General features: G+C 61.1%; 19 protein-coding genes. 12 read left to right on the top strand and 7 right to left on the bottom strand.

Translation table 11 applies throughout. The features are described 5' to 3' along the window. The first annotated feature begins 35 nt into the window (after positions 1–35). Together ACKLNA_RS00760 and ACKLNA_RS00755 are read left to right on the top strand one after the other, a co-directional pair. The gene (locus tag ACKLNA_RS00760; protein ID WP_408984548.1) at positions 36–1,157 is read left to right on the top strand and encodes an HlyD family secretion protein; all 1,122 of its coding nucleotides are present in this window, start codon (positions 36–38) and stop codon (positions 1,155–1,157) included. Further along, positions 1,154–2,746 carry a DHA2 family efflux MFS transporter permease subunit gene (locus tag ACKLNA_RS00755; RefSeq protein ID WP_408984547.1) on the top strand — a complete coding sequence of 531 codons (1,593 nt, stop codon included), beginning with the start codon at positions 1,154–1,156 and terminating at the stop codon, positions 2,744–2,746. The genes ACKLNA_RS00760 and ACKLNA_RS00755 overlap by 4 nt, the downstream gene beginning before the upstream one ends. Positions 2,747–2,750: 4 nt before the next feature. On the opposite strand, the gene ACKLNA_RS00750 is transcribed toward ACKLNA_RS00755, so the two are convergent. After that, on the bottom strand, positions 2,751–3,191 hold the full coding sequence (locus ACKLNA_RS00750) for a carboxymuconolactone decarboxylase family protein (RefSeq protein WP_085712558.1): 441 nt from the start codon (positions 3,189–3,191) through the stop codon (positions 2,751–2,753). Positions 3,192–3,420: 229 nt separating this feature from the next. Between ACKLNA_RS00750 and ACKLNA_RS00745 the strand changes: the two genes are divergently transcribed. From ACKLNA_RS00745 to ACKLNA_RS00735, 3 genes are all read left to right on the top strand, one after another. Next, positions 3,421–3,927: a sigma-70 family RNA polymerase sigma factor gene (locus ACKLNA_RS00745; RefSeq protein WP_408984546.1), complete on the top strand. Its 507-nt coding sequence runs from the start codon at positions 3,421–3,423 to the stop codon at positions 3,925–3,927. Further along, positions 3,927–4,886 carry a FecR domain-containing protein gene (locus tag ACKLNA_RS00740; protein ID WP_408984545.1) on the top strand — a complete coding sequence of 320 codons (960 nt, stop codon included), beginning with the start codon at positions 3,927–3,929 and terminating at the stop codon, positions 4,884–4,886. The genes ACKLNA_RS00745 and ACKLNA_RS00740 overlap by 1 nt, the downstream gene beginning before the upstream one ends. A gap of 99 nt (positions 4,887–4,985) precedes the next feature. After that, positions 4,986–7,409, top strand: coding sequence for a TonB-dependent siderophore receptor (locus ACKLNA_RS00735; RefSeq protein ID WP_408984544.1), 2,424 nt, complete (start codon positions 4,986–4,988; stop codon positions 7,407–7,409). A gap of 69 nt (positions 7,410–7,478) precedes the next feature. Here ACKLNA_RS00735 and ACKLNA_RS00730 read toward each other — a convergent pair whose 3' ends face one another. The 3 genes from ACKLNA_RS00730 to ACKLNA_RS00720 form a co-directional block, all read right to left on the bottom strand. Then, positions 7,479–9,050, bottom strand: a complete 1,572-nt coding sequence (locus tag ACKLNA_RS00730) for a diguanylate cyclase (protein WP_408984543.1) — start codon at positions 9,048–9,050, stop codon at positions 7,479–7,481. Between the two features lie 184 nt (positions 9,051–9,234). After that, positions 9,235–9,684: a hypothetical protein gene (locus tag ACKLNA_RS00725; protein ID WP_408984542.1), complete on the bottom strand. Its 450-nt coding sequence runs from the start codon at positions 9,682–9,684 to the stop codon at positions 9,235–9,237. A gap of 152 nt (positions 9,685–9,836) precedes the next feature. After that, positions 9,837–10,502, bottom strand: a complete 666-nt coding sequence (locus ACKLNA_RS00720; protein WP_408984541.1) for a ribonuclease T2 — start codon at positions 10,500–10,502, stop codon at positions 9,837–9,839. A 169-nt stretch (positions 10,503–10,671) separates the two neighbouring features. On the opposite strand from ACKLNA_RS00720, the gene ACKLNA_RS00715 reads away from it, so the two are divergent. From ACKLNA_RS00715 to ACKLNA_RS00690, 6 genes are all read left to right on the top strand, one after another. Continuing rightward, positions 10,672–11,154 carry a hypothetical protein gene (locus tag ACKLNA_RS00715; RefSeq protein WP_408984540.1) on the top strand — a complete coding sequence of 161 codons (483 nt, stop codon included), beginning with the start codon at positions 10,672–10,674 and terminating at the stop codon, positions 11,152–11,154. Between the two features lie 95 nt (positions 11,155–11,249). Further along, the gene (locus ACKLNA_RS00710) at positions 11,250–12,953 is read left to right on the top strand and encodes a copper resistance system multicopper oxidase (protein ID WP_408984539.1); all 1,704 of its coding nucleotides are present in this window, start codon (positions 11,250–11,252) and stop codon (positions 12,951–12,953) included. Between the two features lie 11 nt (positions 12,954–12,964). Beyond that, a complete protein-coding gene (locus ACKLNA_RS00705) occupies positions 12,965–13,822 on the top strand; it encodes a copper resistance protein B (RefSeq protein ID WP_408984538.1) in 858 nt (285 codons plus the stop codon). Between the two features lie 31 nt (positions 13,823–13,853). Beyond that, positions 13,854–14,228 carry a copper homeostasis periplasmic binding protein CopC gene (copC, locus tag ACKLNA_RS00700; protein ID WP_408984537.1) on the top strand — a complete coding sequence of 125 codons (375 nt, stop codon included), beginning with the start codon at positions 13,854–13,856 and terminating at the stop codon, positions 14,226–14,228. 3 nt (positions 14,229–14,231) lie between these two features. Continuing rightward, a complete protein-coding gene (copD, locus tag ACKLNA_RS00695) occupies positions 14,232–15,095 on the top strand; it encodes a copper homeostasis membrane protein CopD (RefSeq protein WP_408984536.1) in 864 nt (287 codons plus the stop codon). 59 nt (positions 15,096–15,154) lie between these two features. Next, positions 15,155–15,940: a transporter substrate-binding domain-containing protein gene (locus ACKLNA_RS00690; protein WP_408984535.1), complete on the top strand. Its 786-nt coding sequence runs from the start codon at positions 15,155–15,157 to the stop codon at positions 15,938–15,940. Positions 15,941–15,989: 49 nt separating this feature from the next. Here the strand turns inward: ACKLNA_RS00690 and ACKLNA_RS00685 are convergent, their stop codons facing one another. From ACKLNA_RS00685 to ACKLNA_RS00675, 3 genes are all read right to left on the bottom strand, one after another. Continuing rightward, positions 15,990–16,205 carry a hypothetical protein gene (locus ACKLNA_RS00685; RefSeq protein ID WP_085712578.1) on the bottom strand — a complete coding sequence of 72 codons (216 nt, stop codon included), beginning with the start codon at positions 16,203–16,205 and terminating at the stop codon, positions 15,990–15,992. 111 nt (positions 16,206–16,316) lie between these two features. Beyond that, positions 16,317–17,015, bottom strand: coding sequence for a hypothetical protein (locus tag ACKLNA_RS00680; protein WP_119428468.1), 699 nt, complete (start codon positions 17,013–17,015; stop codon positions 16,317–16,319). Between the two features lie 109 nt (positions 17,016–17,124). Beyond that, positions 17,125–17,487 carry a DUF6124 family protein gene (locus tag ACKLNA_RS00675; RefSeq protein WP_408984534.1) on the bottom strand — a complete coding sequence of 121 codons (363 nt, stop codon included), beginning with the start codon at positions 17,485–17,487 and terminating at the stop codon, positions 17,125–17,127. 1,067 nt (positions 17,488–18,554) lie between these two features. On the opposite strand from ACKLNA_RS00675, the gene ACKLNA_RS00670 reads away from it, so the two are divergent. Beyond that, positions 18,555–18,770, top strand: a complete 216-nt coding sequence (locus ACKLNA_RS00670) for a hypothetical protein (protein WP_408984533.1) — start codon at positions 18,555–18,557, stop codon at positions 18,768–18,770. The last annotated feature ends 18 nt before the right edge of the window (positions 18,771–18,788 follow it).

The following is an 18,788-nucleotide window of genomic DNA, read 5'->3' as shown; positions in this document are numbered from 1 at the left end:
CCGTAATAACACCCTCGTTTCGCAGGTATTACGCCATGACCAGCATGCCCACCGTTGAACCCGACCTCGCCGTTCCGGTCAGCGCCCCGAAACCTCCCCTGCTCAAACGCCTGCTGTTGCCCACTGCGGGTCTGGCCGCGCTGGTGCTCGCCGGGTTGTACGCCGCGCATTGGTGGAGCGCCGGACGCTTTCTCGAAGAAACCGACGATGCCTACATCGGCGGTGACGTCACGGTGATCGGGCCGAAAGTCGCCGGTTACATCGAAGAGGTGCTGGTCAGTGACAACCAGTCCGTGAAGGCTGGCGACGTGCTGATCCGTCTCGACGCCCGGGACTATCGCGCCAATCTGGCCAAGGCCGAAGGTGCCGTTGCCGCTGAAGAAGCGCTGCTGGCCAACCTCGACGCCACTGAACAACTGCAACAGGCTGTGATCGGCCAGGCCCGCGCCGGCATCGATGCCGCCGGCGCCGAAACCGCCCGTTCCCGGGACGACAACGCGCGCTACAAACGTCTGGTGACCACCAATGCAGTCTCGGTGGAAAGTGCGCAACGGGCCGACGCCACCTTCAAGACTGCCCAGGCCTTGAGCGCCAAGGCCCAAGCCGAATTGCTCGCTGCGCAACGCCAGCTCTCGGTGATCGAAACCCAGAAACAACAGGCCCGCGCCGCCCTTCAGCAAGCCCGGGCCGAGCGTGATCTGGCGCAACTCAACCTCGGCTACACCGAACTGCGCGCCCCGGTCGATGGCGTGATCGGCAACCGCCGCGCACGGGTCGGCGCCTACGCTCAGGCCGGTTCGCAACAATTGTCGGTGGTGCCGGCCAGCGGTCTGTGGGTCGATGCCAATTTCAAGGAGGACCAACTGGCGCGGATGAGGCCGGGCCAGCGCGTGAGCATCCGCGCCGACGTGTTGTCCGGCCAGGAATTCCATGGCCGCCTCGACAGCCTCGCCCCGGCCACCGGTTCGCAGTTCAGCGTGCTGCCGCCGGAAAACGCCACGGGCAACTTCACCAAAATCGTCCAGCGGGTGCCGGTGCGGATTCTGCTCGACCCGGCTGACAGCGTGCTCGGTCATCTGCGTCCGGGCCTGTCGGTGACTGCGGAAGTCGACACTCGCGCCCAACCTGAAACCAACGCCGTGGCCAGCGCGCCATGAGCCGCGCCCTCGCCGTTCCCGCGCAGCCGTTCAATGCCGCCGAGATGGCGACGGCGACCAAAGTGTTCGCCTTCGCCACGATGTGCATCGGCATGTTCATCGCGCTGCTGGACATCCAGATCGTTTCGGCTTCGCTACGGGATATCGGCGGCGGGTTGTCCGCCGGCACCGATGAAACGGCGTGGGTGCAGACCAGTTACCTGATCGCCGAGATCATCGTGATCCCGCTGTCGGGCTGGCTGTCGCGGGTGTTCTCCACGCGTTGGTTGTTTTGCGCTTCGGCAGTCGGCTTTACCCTCGCCAGCCTGTTGTGCGGCGCGGCCTGGAACATCCAAAGCATGATTGCCTTTCGGGCGCTGCAAGGGTTTCTCGGCGGCTCGATGATTCCGCTGGTGTTCACCACCGCGTTCTTTTTCTTCACCGGTGAGCAGCGGGTGATTGCTGCCGCGACCATCGGCGCCGTGGCTTCGCTGGCGCCGACACTGGGCCCGGTGATCGGTGGCTGGATCACCGATGTTTCGTCCTGGCACTGGCTGTTCTACATCAATCTGGTACCGGGAATTTTCGTCGCCGTGGCGGTACCGATGCTGGTCAAGATCGACCAGCCGGAATTGGCGCTGCTCAAGGGCGCGGATTATCTGAGCATGGTGTTTCTGGCGCTGTTTCTTGGTTGCCTGGAATACACCCTCGAAGAAGGCCCGCGCTGGAACTGGTTCAGCGACCAGACGATCCTCACCACCGCGTGGATCAGCGCCCTGGCCGGCGTGGCGTTCGTCGGCCGCACGCTGCACGTGGCCAATCCGATCGTCGACCTGCGCGCCCTCAAGGATCGAAATTTCGCCCTCGGCTGCTTCTTTTCCTTTGTCACCGGGATCGGTCTGTTCGCGACGATTTACCTGACGCCGCTGTTTCTCGGCCGGGTGCGCGGTTACGGGGCGCTGGACATTGGCCTGGCGGTTTTTTCCACCGGGGTGTTCCAGATCATGGCGATTCCGCTGTACGCCTTTCTGGCCAATCGCATCGACCTGCGCTGGATCATGATGGCGGGCCTGGCGTTGTTCGCCTTGTCGATGTGGGAGTTCAGTCCGATCACCCACGATTGGGGTGCCGGGCAATTGATGTTGCCGCAAGCCCTGCGCGGGATTGCTCAGCAACTGGCGGTGCCGCCGGCGGTGACGTTGACCCTTGGCGGTTTGGCCCCGGCGCGGTTGAAACACGCCTCGGGCCTGTTCAACCTGATGCGCAACCTGGGTGGTGCAATCGGGATCGCCGCGTGCGCGACCATTCTCAACGACCGCACCAATCTGCACTTCACCCGGTTGGCCGAGCATCTGAACAGCAGCAACGAAGCCTTGAACCAGTGGCTGGCCCAGGTCGGCGGCAACTTCGCCGCACTGGGTCAGAGCGGTGACGTCGGCATCACCGCCGGCCTGCATCAGCTATGGCTGCTGACCTACCGCGAGGCGCAGACCCAGACCTACGGCGATACGTTCCTGATGATCATGGTGTGCTTCGTGATCGCCACGGCGATGGTGCCCTTGATGCGCAAGGTGCAACCACCAGCCGCGCCGAGTGCCGATGCACATTGACCGATCAGGCTTGTGGGGTTTTGCGAAAGCCCACGGCCAGACGGTTCCAGCTGTTGATGGTGCTGATCGCCACGGTCAGGTCGACCATTTCTTTTGGCGAGAACTGGGCAGCGACGGCTTCGTAATCTTCGTCCGGGGCGTGGGTCAGGCTCAGTTGGGTCAGGGACTCGGTCCACAGCAGCGCGGCGCGTTCGCGGTCGGTGAAGAACGGCGCTTCACGCCAGGCCGTCACGGCGAACAACCGGCGTGGGGTTTCGCCGCCCTTGATAGCGTCAGCGGTGTGCATGTCGATGCAGAACGCACAGCCGTTGATTTGCGAAGCGCGCAGTTTCACCAGTTCGATCAGGGTCTTTTCCAGCGGCAGTTTCGAAACGGCGGTTTCCAGGGCGATCATCGCTTTCAGGGCATCTGGGGAAGCGGTGTAGAAATCGGCACGAGGTTTCATGGTGGTTCTCCGGGGCGAGTGAATGTGTGGCTACGTTAGTCCCGGGGCCGGGCCAAACAAATAGCCAATCTCCCGGAAGACGGGTAGGCCACTCCTTTCTGACGTCAGAAAAGAAAGTGCAACAGGGCAATTGCCAGCGCTCGTTCCGCGCCACTAGAATGCGATCAATTCTTAATTGCACTCTAATTGCAGCCAGGCATCGGATGCCCGCAACGAGTATCTGCCGCCTATGTCGTCTTTCGATCAGCCTTTGAATCAGCAAGTCCAGACGCTCTACAGCGAACACCACGGGTGGCTGCAGGGCTGGCTGCAGCGCAAGCTGGGCAATCGCTGCGATGCGGCTGACCTTGCGCACGATACGTTTCTGCGCCTGCTCAGCCGTCAGGTGGTCAAACCGCTGGGCAGCGAACCCCGGGCACTGCTGACGCACATCGCCAAAGGTCTGGTGATCGACCGCTGGCGGCGTCAGGACATCGAGCGCGCCTACCTGGAAACCATCGCCAGCCTGCCCGCCGCCGAGGTGCCGTCGCCGGAAACCCGCTACCTGATTCTCGAAACCCTGTGGCGCATCGAAGCCTTGCTGCGCGAGCTGCCGGCGCAGACCCGCGACACCTTCCTGCTGTCGCAGATCGAAGGCCTGACCTACGCGCAGATCGCCACACACCTGAATGTTTCGCTGATCACCGTCAAACGCCATATGCGCGCCGCGTTCATTGCCTGCCTGAGTGTCGCCTGATGAGTTCGTCGATGATCAATCCGCAGATTCTCGGTGAAGCCGCCGACTGGCTGGTGCAGCTGCATTCGGGCACGGCCTCGCCATCAGATCATCAGGCCATCGCTCAATGGCGCAGCCGCAGCGCCGAACACGCCATTGCCTGGCAACGGGCCGAAGCCCTGCTCGGTGATTTGCGCAGCGTGCCGGCCAACGTCGCGATCCAGACCCTGCAACGGGCTTCGCGCAAGGAAGGCCTCAGTCGTCGCCAGACCCTCACCCGCCTCGGCCTGCTGCTGATGGCCGGACCGTTGGGCATTGCCTCGCAACATGTGCCGTGGCAGCAATGGACCGCCGACCAGCGCACCGCCGTCGGCGAGCAGAAGAACCTGCAATTGCCGGACGGCACCCAATTGCTGCTCAACACCGACAGTGCCGTAAACATCGCTTATAGCCCGGTCGAGCGCCGGGTGCTGCTGCTCAACGGCGAAGTGCTGATCAACACCGCCAGCGATGCTGCCGCCCGCCCGTTCATTGTCGAAACCCCGCAAGGCCTCGCCCGCGCGCTCGGCACGCGGTTCTGCGTGCGCACCGAGGGTTCGCGCAGCCTGGTGTCGGTGCTGGAGGGCCAGGTGCAAATCACCCCTGAATTGCTCAAGCAAAACGCGATCATCAAGGCCGGCGAACGCCAGCGCTTCAAGCTCAACAGCTTCGACAGCGCCGAAACCTTCGATACCGCCAGCCTGGCCTGGGACAAAGGCATGCTGCTGGCCAGCAACATGCGCCTGGACGAATTGCTTGGCGAACTGAGCCGTTACCGTCGCGGCGTCTTGCGCTGTCATCCGGACGTCGCGGCGATGCGTGTGTCCGGCGCGTTTTCCCTGCGCGACACCGACGCCAGCCTGCGTCTGCTCAGCGACACCCTGCCGCTGAACATCAACAGCCTGACCCGCTATTGGCTGTCGGTGGAGCCTCGCGTCTGAGACTTCGGAAAATAATTTCAATGTTCACTGATACCTTTTCGCGCCTCGTCCGGTGAGTGGATAAACCTTTCAATTCCACGCGCCCGACAGGATCGCCGAATGACCGCATTGCCCACTCCCCGCCCCGCCACTTTTCCGTTCAAGGCCCTGAGCCTGGCCCTGGCTTTCAGCGCACTGTTGCCGACTGTCGGCCACGCCGCCAACAGCGTCAGCGAAAGCACCAGCCAAAGCGTCAACATCGGCCCGGGCATGCTCAGCCATGTGCTGGCGCAGTTTGCGGTCAGCGTCGGCGTGCCGCTGTCGTTCGACCCGGCGCAACTCGGTAATCGTCAGAGCCCTGGCCTGCAAGGCAATTACACCGCGCAAAGCGGTTTTGCCCGGTTGCTGGAAGGCAGCGGTTTCGAACTGATCAGCACCGGCAACAATGGTTACACCGTGGCGCCGAAAGTCGCGGCGGACGGCGCGCTGGAACTGGGCGCCACCACCGTCAGCGCCCTCCACGACAGCAGCGATGACACCTACGGCGGCGAACAGATCGCCCGCCGCGCGCAGGTCGGCATGCTCGGTAATCAGGCGGTCAACGACCTGCCCTTCAGCGTCACCAGTTACACCGCCAAGACCATGGCCGACCAACAGGCGCAAACCATCGGCGATGTGTTGCTCAACGATGCCTCGGTGCGCCAGTCCAACGGCTTCGGCAACTTCTCGCAGATGTTCATGATCCGGGGTCTGCCGCTGGCCTCCGATGACATTTCCTATAACGGCCTGTACGGCGTGCTGCCCCGGCAGATCATCGCCACCGAAGCGCTGGATCGGGTGGAACTGTTCAAGGGCCCGAACGCATTCGTCAACGGTGTCACCCCGAGCGGCAGCGGCATCGGCGGCGGGATCAACCTGCAACCCAAACGCGCCATGGACACCCCGACCCGCAGCATCACCCTCGACTACAGCGCCGACGGCCGGGTCGGCACGCATCTGGACCTCGGCCAGCGTTTTGGCGAGGACAACCGCTTCGGCGCCCGGGTCAACCTGATGCAGCGCGAAGGCGACACCGCGGTCGATCAAGAAGACCAGCGTTCGTCGCTGTTCAGTGTTGGTCTGGACTATCGCGGCGAGCGCCTGCGAGTCTCGACCGATTTCGGCTATCAGAAGCAGGTGATCAATCAGGGCCGCTCGGTGATCTACGTCGACTCAAGCCTGAGCAAAGCCCCCAAGGTGCCGCACGCCAACGCCAGCTACGCCCAGAGCTGGAGCTACTCGCAGCTCGAAGACACCTTCGGCATGGCCCGCGCCGAATACGACCTCAACGACAACTGGACCGCCTACGTGTCCGGTGGCGCCAAGCACACCCGGGAAAACGGCGTGTACTCGTCGCTGACCGTCACCGACCTCAACGGCAACGCCCGTGGCGGCATGCTCTATCCGCCTCACGACGAGGACAACCAAAGTGCAATGGCCGGCCTCAACGGTCACTTCGACACCGGCCCCGTCAGCCATCAGTTGAACCTCGGCTGGGCGGGCATCTGGGGCGAGCAACGCTCGGCGTTCGAAACCATCGGCAACGCCTCGCGCTACTTCACCAATCTGTACAACGTCACCGACAAGCCGCGCCCGCCGGCCACCTCGTTCGCCGGTGACATCAACGACCCGCGCGTCGTCGGCAAGAACACCCTGCGCAGCGAAGCGATTTCCGACACCCTCGGTTTCCTCGACGACCGCGTGCTGCTGACCCTCGGTCTGCGCCGCCAGCAAATGAAGGTCGATGGCTGGGCCACGGCCACCGGGGCCCGCACTTCGAGTTACGACGAATCGATCACCACCCCGGTCTACGGTCTGGTGATCAAGCCCTGGGAACACGTGTCGTTCTACGCCAACCGCATCGAAGGCCTGGCCAAGGGCCCGACGCCGCCGACCAGCGCGATCAACCGCGACGAAACCTTCGCCCCGGTGCGCAGCAAACAGGTCGAGGCCGGTGTGCGGCTGGACATGGGCAGCTATGGCGCCAGCCTCGGCGTCTACCGCATCGAGCAACCGTCGAGCTACACCCAGGACGGAATCTTCCGGGTCGACGGCCAGCAGACCAACAAGGGCGTCGAACTCAATGTCTACGGCGAACCTGTCGACGGCCTGCGCCTGCTCAGCGGCGCGACCGTGATGAAGACCGAACTCGACGGCAGCAGCAACGGCGTCAACGACGGCAACCGCGCCATCGGCGTGCCGCGCTTCCAGTTCAACATCGGCGCCGACTGGGATGTTCCGGGACTCGAAGGCGCAGCCCTCAGCGCCCGCATGTTGCGCACCGGCGGCCAGTACCTGAACGCGGCCAACACCCAGAGCATCCCGTCGTGGAACCGCTTCGACGTAGGCTCGCGCTATGCCTTCAAGCTCGATGAAAAACAGATCACCCTGCGCGCCAACCTGGAAAACGTCGCCAACGAAGCTTATTGGGCCTCGGCCAATGGCGGCTACCTGACCCAGGGCGCGCCGCGCACGTTGAAGGTTTCGGCGACCGTGGATTTCTGAGGCGCCTCGCTTCACCCGCCGCCCCAACGAAAAAGAGCAGGCCATGGCCTGCTCTTTTTATGTTTGCGATCAGCGATCCGAACGCATCAACTCACCAACGCCACCGTCCATGGACAACACCGCCGCGCGATTGCGGCCCGCGTTCTTGGCCTGATACAGCGCCGCATCGGCACGCTGGATGAACAGCTCCGGGCTGTCGTTGCCCAGCGGAATGAACGAATAACAACCCAGGCTCACGGTCAGGTAACCGGTGGGCGAGCCGCTGTGGGTGATGTGTTTGTCCATGACGCTGCGGCGGATCTGCCCGGCAATCGCCAGCGCACCGTTGATGTCGGTGTCCGGCAACAGCACTGCGAACTCCTCGCCACCGTAGCGCACCGCCAGATCGGACTTGCGCTGGCAGCAGTTCTTCACCACTTGGGCAACCTGGGTCAGGCAATGGTCGCCGGCCACATGGCCGTAGGCATCGTTGTAGCGCTTGAAGAAATCGATATCGAGCATGATCAGGCTGACCGGGCTCGACTGCCGGGCGCCCCGGGCGAACTCAATTTCCAGCGACTGCTCGAACAGGCGCCGGTTGGCCAGCCCGGTCAGGCTGTCGTGCGTGGCAATCAGCTCCAGCGCCCGCTGGGCCTTGATCAGGTTTTTCTCGATCCGTTCACCGTCGCGCACCTGATGGATGAACACCCAGCCAAACAGCCCCACGCCGAGCATCACCAGCGCCACGATCACGCTGGACTGAAAGGCACGGTCATGCCAGCCCTTGAGAATCGTGTCCCGGGATGAAGAGGCAGACACCACCAGCGGATAACTGTCGAGTTGCCGATAGCCGTAAAGACGCGTGACCCCGTCGACCACCGAATCGATCATTGCCGTGCCGGCAGAAGCGTTGGGGAGCAACGTCTGATAGATCTCGCCCTTTGCCAGCGAGGTGCCGATCAAGGACTCGTCGAACGGCCGACGGGCGAGCAGCGTGCCGTCGGTCAGGCCGAGGAACATGGTGCCGTTGTCGTCCAGGCTGAAGCTTTTGAAGAACTTGTCGAAGTACGACATCTTGATGCCGGCCATCAGCACGCCCTGAAAATTGCCGGCGTGGTCATTGACCCGCTTGGAAATCGGGATGATCCACTCGCCGTTTTCGCGACTGCGGATCGCCGGGCCGATGTGCGCCACGGACGACACGTTCTGCTGGTGATATTTGAAATACTCGCGATCCGCCACGCCGTTGCCGCGGGGCAGATCAGGGAATGAGGTGATCACCCACTGCCCTTCGCGATCGAACAGGAACATGCCGTGCAACTGCTCCAGCTGCTGCACCCGGCGTGCGAAGGTTCTCTGCAAACGCGGTCTTTGCGCCGCGCCATAACCGTCTTCCTGAATCCAGTCGACCAGGCTGGTCATCACCAGATCGGCAGCCAGAAAAGTGTCTTCGGCCTGCTGCGCCATCGCCCGGGTCAGGTTGGCCGAGGCCATCTGCGCATTCGCCAGATCCTGCCGCCGCGACTGTTCGATCTGCAGATACAACAGACCGGACAGGCACAGACACACGGCAACGATGAACAGCACCGCCGCCTTGCGCAGGGGCAAACGCTTGAGAGTGCCGCCGGGGGCCTGATGCGGATCGTGAATGGGGATAGGCAAAAGCGTGTCCTGGGCAGGTACGACAGGGGCAAAGGCCCGAAACCCTTGTTTTTTGTGAGCGTAGCCCACCGGATAGTGCGGGGCAACCAAGTGCCACCGAGACAATCCCGACCCCGTTGATATCGGCGCGCAGTGGAAATGGATGACCTGCGATGCGATTTATTTTTCAGAACTCGCCATGCTCTTAGTCCACCAACGACGGTTGGGTAGCGACCGAGACGACAAACAGCACTACGAGTGCCCAGAACATCACCACAAGTATCTGCATGACGACCTTCAGGCTTTTATAAAGCCAGCGCAACCAATGGCCTTCAGGTTTAGCTTCCGAGCGAGTTCTGAGTACGCCATTCAAATAAAAGCCAAGAAGGGCCAGCAGTGCGCCATCAATGAACAGCGCAGGAAGGCCGGCTGAGGGGAAAATGCTTCCCCACCGATAAAATGACGACCGGCTCAGGAACACCACATAACAAGTGAGACTGCCGTAGGGGATGGCTCTCCACCATTTACCGGTCAGCGCTCCGGCCATCAGGCACATCACCACTATGAACGGGTTGAAAAGAATATGGATCATCCAATCCAGTACGTTGGGGAAGTAGTCAGGGGAATTGATGCTGCGCCAGATATATTCAAACATTATTCAGCTTCTTGCCTTCTATAGAATCAGTGGTGCTTCCGTGCCGCTGTACGGTATCGGCGTATCCTCGGACGACATAAGCCCTGTGGTGTAAACATAAAAAAACAGGCGCCTGAAAAGGCGCCTGTTTTTGAGGTCGGTTACCGCTCAGGTCAACGCGACGGCGGCACCCGAATATCCCCCGCCCGGCATTGGGTTTTCACGCCCTTGCCGCACGCGCCGAACTGCAGGTCCTTGCCCATGCACACCCGTACTTCCGAGAGTTCCGGGCCGCTGCAGATGACGGCGATGCCGTCGGCCGGGATGCCCGGATTGCTCTTGCGGAACAGGTCGGCGATTTCCTGTGCTTCGAAGTAATAAGAGTTACTGAACGGTTGCAGCTCTTGCGGGATTGTCACCGCCGCCACGGCTTTGTCCGCTTCGTCGAAGTAACCCATTGCACCGAGACCGCTGCAGGTGCCGTGCTTGCTCCATTCGTGATCGAGGAGTTTTTTCGTCGGGAACAATGTCATGCCCTTGGCTGTTTCAGCAGCCGAGAGCGTGGTCAGTGGCGGGCAGGATTCCGGCCAGCCACCCTTGGCGTATTGCGGCCACAGGCCGTGCAGGACAAAACCGTAGCCCTTGCCGGTGCATTGCGGGTCGCCCTTGTGGGTGAGGCAGAACGTCGGCGACCAGGACAGCGTCAGCAGGTAGTAATCGAACACACCCGCCACCGACTCCGTCGGTGCCTTGTTGGCGTGTGACTGGCGCGCCGAGCTCAGGCCGATGCCACCGACCGTCAGCGCAATCAGCGCCATAATTGTAAAAAGCTTTTTCATGTTCCCGTTCCTTGGGACGCGTGCGTCCGTGGTTTTTGTGGTCTGACCGTCAAATGGTCAGGGGCTGATTGAGTCATGCCAGTGTTGCAAGCGCATGACGCAAGGCAAAGCTGTACTACGTTGAAAGGTCTACGATTAATAAGCAGACACCAAAAACAGGGATCCCGAAATGAGTAAAGCAGACGAACTCGCCGCGAAGCTCAAGCAAACCCGGCACACCCACGCGGACGACATCACCTGCGCCGAACTGGAAATCGATTGCTGGCCGGCGGTGGTCTACGACCTGTATCACCGCATCGAGGGCTGGTTGCAACCGGTCACCGAGGTGGGACTGAAGATTCGGCGAAATCCTACCCATGTTTGCGAAAGTTCACCGGATGGCGAGACCCACGACTACGCCATCGACCAGTTGATCATCGAAGCCAACCATCACAGCCTGACGTTCGATCCCATTGCGCGATTCACCGAAGATGGCGCCGGGCGCGTGCAGATTGTGCTGCCGGGAAAGGAAACATCACTGCTGCGCACCGTCGATGAACACGGCGAGAGTCACTGGTGGTTGCAGACCATCGAGACCGGTCAACAACTGGATGCGATTGCGTTGACGGAAAACAACCTGCTGCTGGTAGTCCAGGAGGGACTCGGCCTCTAAGTCGAACCTGACGCAACTGTAATCCGCGCCTCAGCCAACTGAAAGCTGCCGCTGGTTAGCCTCCCCGTCATTGGTCAAACGGGGACTTCCAGCGCATGCTTTCCAACACCTCAAGACGCACCTTCGTCAAAGGCCTGGCCGCCGGCGGTCTGCTCGGCGGCCTCGGCCTGTGGCGCACGCCGGTGTGGGCACTCAACAGCCCCGGTGAACTCAACGAACTGACCGGCACCGATTTCGAGCTGTTCATCGACGAAACCCCGGTCAACTTCACCGGCCAGTCGCGTACCGCGATAACCATCAACGGCGGCGTGCCCGGTCCCCTTCTGCGCTGGCGCGAAGGCGACACTGTGACGCTGCGGGTGCGCAACCGGCTCAAGGCCGACACCTCGATCCACTGGCACGGCATTCTGCTGCCGGCCAACATGGACGGCGTGCCGGGCCTGAGCTTCAAGGGCATCGAGCCCGGTGGCGTGTACGTCTATCAATTCAAGGTTCGCCAGCACGGCACCTACTGGTATCACAGCCATTCCGGGTTGCAGGAACAGGCCGGCGTCTACGGGCCGCTGGTGATCGACGCCCGGGAGCCGGAGCCGTTCCAGTACGACCGCGAGCACGTGGTGATGCTCAGCGACTGGACCGAAGAAGACCCGGCCAGCCTGATGAAGACCCTGAAAAAGCAGTCCGACTACTACAACTACCACAAGCGCACCGTCGGCGATTTCATCCAGGACATCGGCGAAAAAGGCTGGGGCGCCACCGTCGCCGACCGCACGATGTGGGCGCAGATGAAGATGAATCCCACCGACATCGCCGATCTCAGCGGCGCCACGTACACCTTCCTGATGAATGGCCACGCCCCCGATTCCAACTGGACGGGGCTGTTCCGGCCCGGTGAAAAACTGCGCCTGCGGCTGATCAACGGCTCGGCCATGACTTACTTCGACGTGCGCATTCCCGGATTGAAAATGACCGTGGTCGCCGCCGATGGCCTGCACGTCAAACCGGTGACCGTCGATGAACTGCGCATCGCCGTGGCCGAAACCTATGACGTGATCGTCGAGCCCGCCGCCGACGCCTACACCCTGTTCGCCCAGGCCATGGATCGCAGCGGTTACGCCCGTGGCACCCTCGCTGCCCGCGCCGGTTTGTCGGCCCCGGTGCCGGCGCTGGACCCGCGACCGCTGGTGACCATGGACGACATGGGCATGGGCGGCATGGATCATGGTTCGATGGACATGAGCGGCATGGACCACGCCAGCATGAACATGGGCCCGATGCAGTCGCACCCCGACAGCGAAAAGGACAATCCATTGGTGGACATGCAAGCCATGACCACCGCCGCGAAACTCGACGACCCCGGCCTCGGCCTGCGCAACAACGGGCGCCGCGTGCTGACCTACGCCGACCTGCGCAGCACCTTCGAAGACCCCGACGGCCGCGACCCGGGCCGCACGATCGAACTACACCTGACCGGCCACATGGAGAAATTCGCCTGGTCGTTCAACGGCATCAAGTTCTCCGACACCGAGCCCCTGCGTTTGAAGTACGGCGAGCGCATCCGCCTGGTGTTGGTCAACGACACGATGATGACTCACCCCATCCACCTGCACGGGATGTGGAGCGATCTGGAAGACGAAAACGGCGACTTCCAGGTGCGCAAACACACCATCGACATGCCCCCAGGCACCCGCCGCACCTATCGCGTGACTGCCGATGCGCTGGGCCGTTGGGCCTTTCACTGTCATCTGCTTTATCACATGGAAATGGGCATGTTCCGTGAAGTGCGGGTGGAAGGATGAGGACGCCGACCATGACTCGATTTGCCGTGTTTTCGTTGTCACTCCTGTCGATGGCCTCGGCGTTTGCCGCCAGCGACATGCAGGGCATGGACCACAGCCAGATGGGCGATCTGCAAAGCATGGACGACGGCATGATGCAGCCCGCCGCGCCGACCGAAAGCCGCACGCCAATCCCGGCGCTGACCGACGCCGACCGCGCCGCCGTGTTCACCAGTCACGGCGGGCACCAGGTGCACGACAGCGTCATCAACACTTACTTCCTCGCCGACAAACTCGAATGGCAGAACGGCGACGACGCCAGCACCCTGGCCTGGGATGTGTCCGGCTGGATCGGCGGCGATATCGATCGCCTGTGGCTGCGCTCCGAAGGCGAGCGCAGCAACGGCAAGACTGAAGATGCGGAAATCCAGGCGCTCTGGGGCCACGCGATCTCGCCGTGGTGGGACGTGGTCAGCGGCGTGCGCCAGGATTTCAAACCCGGCGCCCCGCAAACCTGGGCCGCGTTCGGTCTGCAAGGCATGGCGTTGTACAACTTCGAAGCCGAAGCCACGGCGTTCCTCGGCGAAAACGGCCAGAGCGCGGTGCGGCTGGAGGGCGACTACGACATCCTGCTGACCAACCGGCTGATCCTGCAGCCCACCGCCGAACTCAACGTCTACGGCAAAAACGATCCGCAGCGAGGCGTCGGCTCCGGCCTGTCGAATACCGAAGCCGGCTTGCGCCTGCGCTATGAAATCCGCCGCGAATTCGCGCCGTACATCGGCGTGACCTGGAACCGCACCTACGGCCACACCGCCGATTACGCACGGGAAGAAGGCGAAGATCGCAGCGAAGCGCGACTCGTCCTTGGCGTGCGGCTGTGGTTCTGAATCCCTTCAAAAAACAACACTGAGGTCTTGCATGCACACACTGAAAATCTCCTTCGTCCTCGCCACCGGCCTGCTCCTGAGCACCCTGGCCCAGGCCCACCCGAAACTGCTGTCGTCGACCCCGGCCGAAGGCGCGGACGGCGCGTCTCCCGAGAAGATCGAACTGCACTTTTCCGAGAACCTGATGACCCAGTTCTCCGGCGCCAAACTGGTGATGACCGAAATGCCCGGCATGGCTCACTCGCCGATGCCGATGAAGGCCAAGGTCAGCGCCGGCAGCGACCCGAAAACCATGTTCATCACCCCGCTCTCGTCCTTGCCGGCCGGCACCTACAAGGTCGAATGGCGCGCGGTGTCGTCGGACACTCACCCGATCACCGGCAACGTCACGTTCAAAGTGAAGTGACCGATGGCCGACCTGATCAACATCCTGCTGCGGATGGCGTTGTACGTGGATTTGCTGCTGTTGTTCGGAGTGGCGTTGTTCGGGGTGTGCAACGTTGGCGCGACGCTGCGGTTTCGGCCGATGTTGCGCGGGATGGCGTTGATCGGAGCAATGTTGGCAATGGTAGGACTGGTGCTGATGACCCGCGCCATGAGCGGCGAAACGGAATTCGCGGCGCTGTGGCCACACCTGCAAATGATGCTGTTCGAAACCGATGTCGGGCTGGCGTGGGCGGTGCGGATGGTTGCACTGATCGTCGTGATGATCTGGCCGGGGTTGTGGCTGGCGTCGATTGCCGGCGCACTCGCCCTCGCCTCTCTGGCCTGGAGCGGGCACGGCGCGATGGATGGCGCCTGGCACCTGCTGAGCGACATCCTGCACCTGCTCGCGGCGGGTGCGTGGATGGGCGCCATGTTGGCGTTGATCTTGATGTCGCAGCTCGACGCTCTGTTCAGCGAAGCGCGCATTCGGTCGCTGGCCGATGCCGTCAAACGTTTCGAAGGCGTGGGCGCGACGATTGTGCTCATCCTCTCGGTGACCGGTGTGGCGAACTACCTGTTCATCGTCGGCCCGACACTGGACGACATGTTGCTCCGCACCTACGGAATGCTGCTGGTGATCAAGGTCGTGCTGTTCGCCGGCATGCTGGTTTTAGCGGCGCTGAACCGCTTTCACCTCGGCCCGTTGCTGGAGCAATCGTTGCGCGACAGCCAGCATCAAGTGGCAGCGAATGCGCTACGACGCAGCGTTGCCGTGGAGCTCGGAATGGCGCTGTTGATCGTGGCATTGGTGGCGTGGCTGGGAACGCTCGGGCCGGACGCGAGATGACACCCGGCAAACCCTTTCACTACACTGGCCCGCACTCCCACTGCACAAGCCCGATCACAATGACCATTCGAAAAAACACGATGATCTTCTGCGGTTTGCTGGCGCTGGCCGGCACCGCTCAGGCACAGGAACCAGCCTCACACCTGGATACCATCCAGCAACAGGGCCAGTTGCGCGTCTGCACCACCGGCGACTACAAGCCCTACACCTTCAAACGCGAAGACGGCGGTTTCGAAGGCATCGACATCGCCATGGCGCAATCGCTGGCCGACAGCCTCGGGGTCAAGATCGAGTGGGTGCAGACCACCTGGAAAACCCTGATGCCCGACATGCAGGCCGGCAAATGCGACATCGGCATGGGCGGAATTTCGGTGACGCTGGAGCGGCAGAAAAAGGCCTACTTCAGCAACACCCTCGACGTCGACGGCAAGATCCCGCTGGTGCGTTGCGCCGACCAATCGAAGTACCAGACCATCGAGCAGATCAACCAGCCGAACGTGCGTCTGGTCGAACCCGCCGGCGGCACCAACGAAGCCTTCGTCCACGCCTTCCTGCCCAAGGCGCAACTGGCGTTGCACGACAACGTGACGATCTTCCAGCAACTGCTCGACAACAAGGCCGATGTGATGATTACCGACGCTTCCGAGGCGCGGTATCAACAGAAACAGAAACCCGGTTTGTGCGCGGTCAACCCGGAGCAGTTCATGCAGTATGGGGAAAAGGCTTACCTGCTGCCCCGTGATGACATGAGCTGGAAGCTGTATGTCGATCAGTGGCTGCACCTGAGCAAGGTGACCGGGAAGTATCAGAAGGTCATTGGCGAGTGGCTGGCAGGGCCGCAATAAAACGCTTCAAGACGAAAAAAGGGCGCCCGCGATGGGCGCCCTTTTCTATTCAATCGTCATGCAACATGCCGGAGCTGTACTGGTTGAGGCTGGCACCAATACCGGTGCCGCCGAACTTCAGCGTATTGGCGCTGGCGCGGCCTTCCGGCGACTGGCAATCCGAAGAAAAACAACTGGTGGTGGTCAACCCACCGGAGCCCGAACAGGCACTCAATACCGAGACAGCTGCAGCGATCAACAGCACTTTGACGACATTGGCACTCATGGCACGGCTCCCCTTGGATGAAACGATCTTATCGCTGCATCCTAGGCGCCCCCGCGCGCCGACAACATGAAACTTTCGCTATCGACAGCGCGGGTTCAGGCAGAGCGGTGATTACTCGTTCAGATCCTTGACCAGGTAAGTGCCAACAATCTGCGAAACACCGGTCAACGCCTCACGGACCAGCTCCGGCTCGGTGCGATAACGCAGCGGCTCGTAACCGTAGGTGTTGGCGCCGTTGAACGGAGTGATGGGCTCCTTGCGCTGCCAGATCAACTCATCGCCACGCTTCAGGGCACCGTTCACGGCAATCGTCGGATACACCACACTGCTGAAACCTTGAGTCAGCGCAAAGCCCCAGGTGACCACCGTCAACTCGATCTGCGCATCGGCGGGCTCGTTATCGGCGACGATCTTGAAACGACCGCTGGCCGCCAACTGATCCTCGAACCCTTTCTTGACCAGTTTGCCCAGGTCGATATCAGCACTCGTCATGTTGTACTGAATCGCCTCGACCGTAGACATCGACGCCAAGTCCCCAGCCTTCAACCCCGCCGCAAACCCGGCCCCGCTGAGCGCCGCCGTGCCCAGTTTCCCGGCATGGGACGCCATCCCGACACCCGCGCCGACACCGGCCCCGATTGCAGCGCCCCAGGCCTGCTCGCGGCCCATATAGGTCATTTCCTTGAAGCTCCATGTCACCGGAAGGACTTTCACCGTGTGGATCTGGGTACGGTATTCGGGTTTGAACTTCTGATTGGCACAGCCTGCGAGAAACAGGACGGCGAACATCACGACAACTAGTTTTTTCATAAACGACTCAAAGACGCGGAATGGAATGCGTAAGTTGTCGTCCACGTTGGGGAAATCTGAAGAAACACCGCCCTCCCGTGGCGGCATTCGCCACGGAAGGTGTTTGCACTTACGACTTCGGCTCGACGTGATCCAGCGCCTGATTCACCGCCAGCCCCGCGACCATCACCACCTGCGCGATACCCAGCGCGGTTTTGCGGTGGGAGGGTTCCAGTACAGCGGCGAAGTTGCTGAGCATTTCACTGGCGGAATCGAGGGACTCGCTGGCGTTGGCCAACAGGGATTCGCTGGTGTAGGCGGGGTTGGCCAGGAACATGGGGTCGTGTTCGGTGTGACTGCCCATGATGCGTTGTTGCGGGGTGAGGTAGTGGTCGAGGGCGCGTTCGGCGGCTTCGTTGAGTTTTTTGGAATCTGGGAATTGATAAGGTGAAACCGGATCGGTTTCGGGTGGGTTGGGTGTAGGTTTGATCATGGATGAATCCTCTAGCGCGATTACCAAAAGGAACCATCACCCTTCGCTACCAAACGTTGGGTGGCGGCCATACGCGGGTTGGTAGACCGGTCGCACTAGAACCCGGCGCCCACGAATGGGCCCCACGCATGACCACCATGAAATACGAGCCCTGAAAAGGACTGCACATGGAGACGCCATGAGTCTAGAACGAAGCGGGCTACCAAACCCGATCACTGGATTTCAGTGACCCGAGAACGATAAAAGCCACGGCCTAGACGCACAAGCCGGCGGATTCTGTCTTAGGTGTAGGGGGTGGCGCAAGGTGGCGTAGGGCTTGGATGACGAAAGAATGAGTCATTTAAACGAGTGGATTTTTTCGTTTAAAACAGGCGCAAGAATTTGTGGCTAGCAAATAGGCGCACCTATTGCCGCTGCACAGTCAGACTTATGATGGATCGAACTGACCCTTCTTTTACCTCCCGCAAATAAAGGCCCAAGCGCCTCGCTCCCAACCCGCGTACCAGTTGCGTACCAGCTCTGTTCTTCTCCCTCCTTGTCCATCCCCTCTGCCGACTGCGTTAGCAAATTTTAAGCAGCGGTTCTCGGCTCCAATCCTGGCACTGTCTATCGTCGGCTCAGGCGTGTTTCGTGAGTGTTAAAACCGCGTGGACGAAAGGCCAGCGAATCGCCCCGTCTGTGCCTCACTCCGTTTCAGGTTGACCCCTGGGAAAAAGGTAATTTTGGTAATTTTCTTTTTTAAAGCCATAAAAACCCAATAGAATCAGCATGTTAGATGGATAAAGCAAAGGTAATAATAGGGTAATGAGAAGGTTAGAAAATTACCCTTAGTCGCAGTAATTTTGCCCCCCTACGAAACCCTTTAAAATCAGGTACTTGGTGAAATATTACCCCCAGCCTTACCAAATATTACCTTCCAAGGTAATACCTAAAAGCCACGATCTATAAGGGCTGCAGCCAGTTTTTCGCACCGTCTTACCAAAATTACCTTTTTCCCAGCCTCGAACTGAAATTGGCTAGCACAGGTGCCCTGCTATGCTTTCTGCTTTCCGAATGGAGTCGAAAGCATGGCCAATGAATATTCCCTCCCAGTGGTCCTCGATAAAATTTACGAAAATCAGCTTGCCTTAGAAGCTGCATTGATGGAGTTGGTGCTTTTGGCGGAGCAGCAAGGAAACGATGCTGTAGGGGAGAACGCTCGTTGCGCGCTGGAGCGGATTGGTGAAAACGCTGGTTTTATCAAGCAAGGCTTGGCAAGGCTGATCGCAAGGGAGAAGGATTGATGACGACACACCCAGTCC

This window comes from Pseudomonas sp. UV AK001, from assembly GCF_046097675.1.
Taxonomy (GTDB): Bacteria; Pseudomonadota; Gammaproteobacteria; order Pseudomonadales; family Pseudomonadaceae; genus Aquipseudomonas; species Aquipseudomonas kribbensis.
Note: the sequence above shows the minus strand (reverse complement) of the source record. Positions and strands in the feature narration are given on the sequence as shown.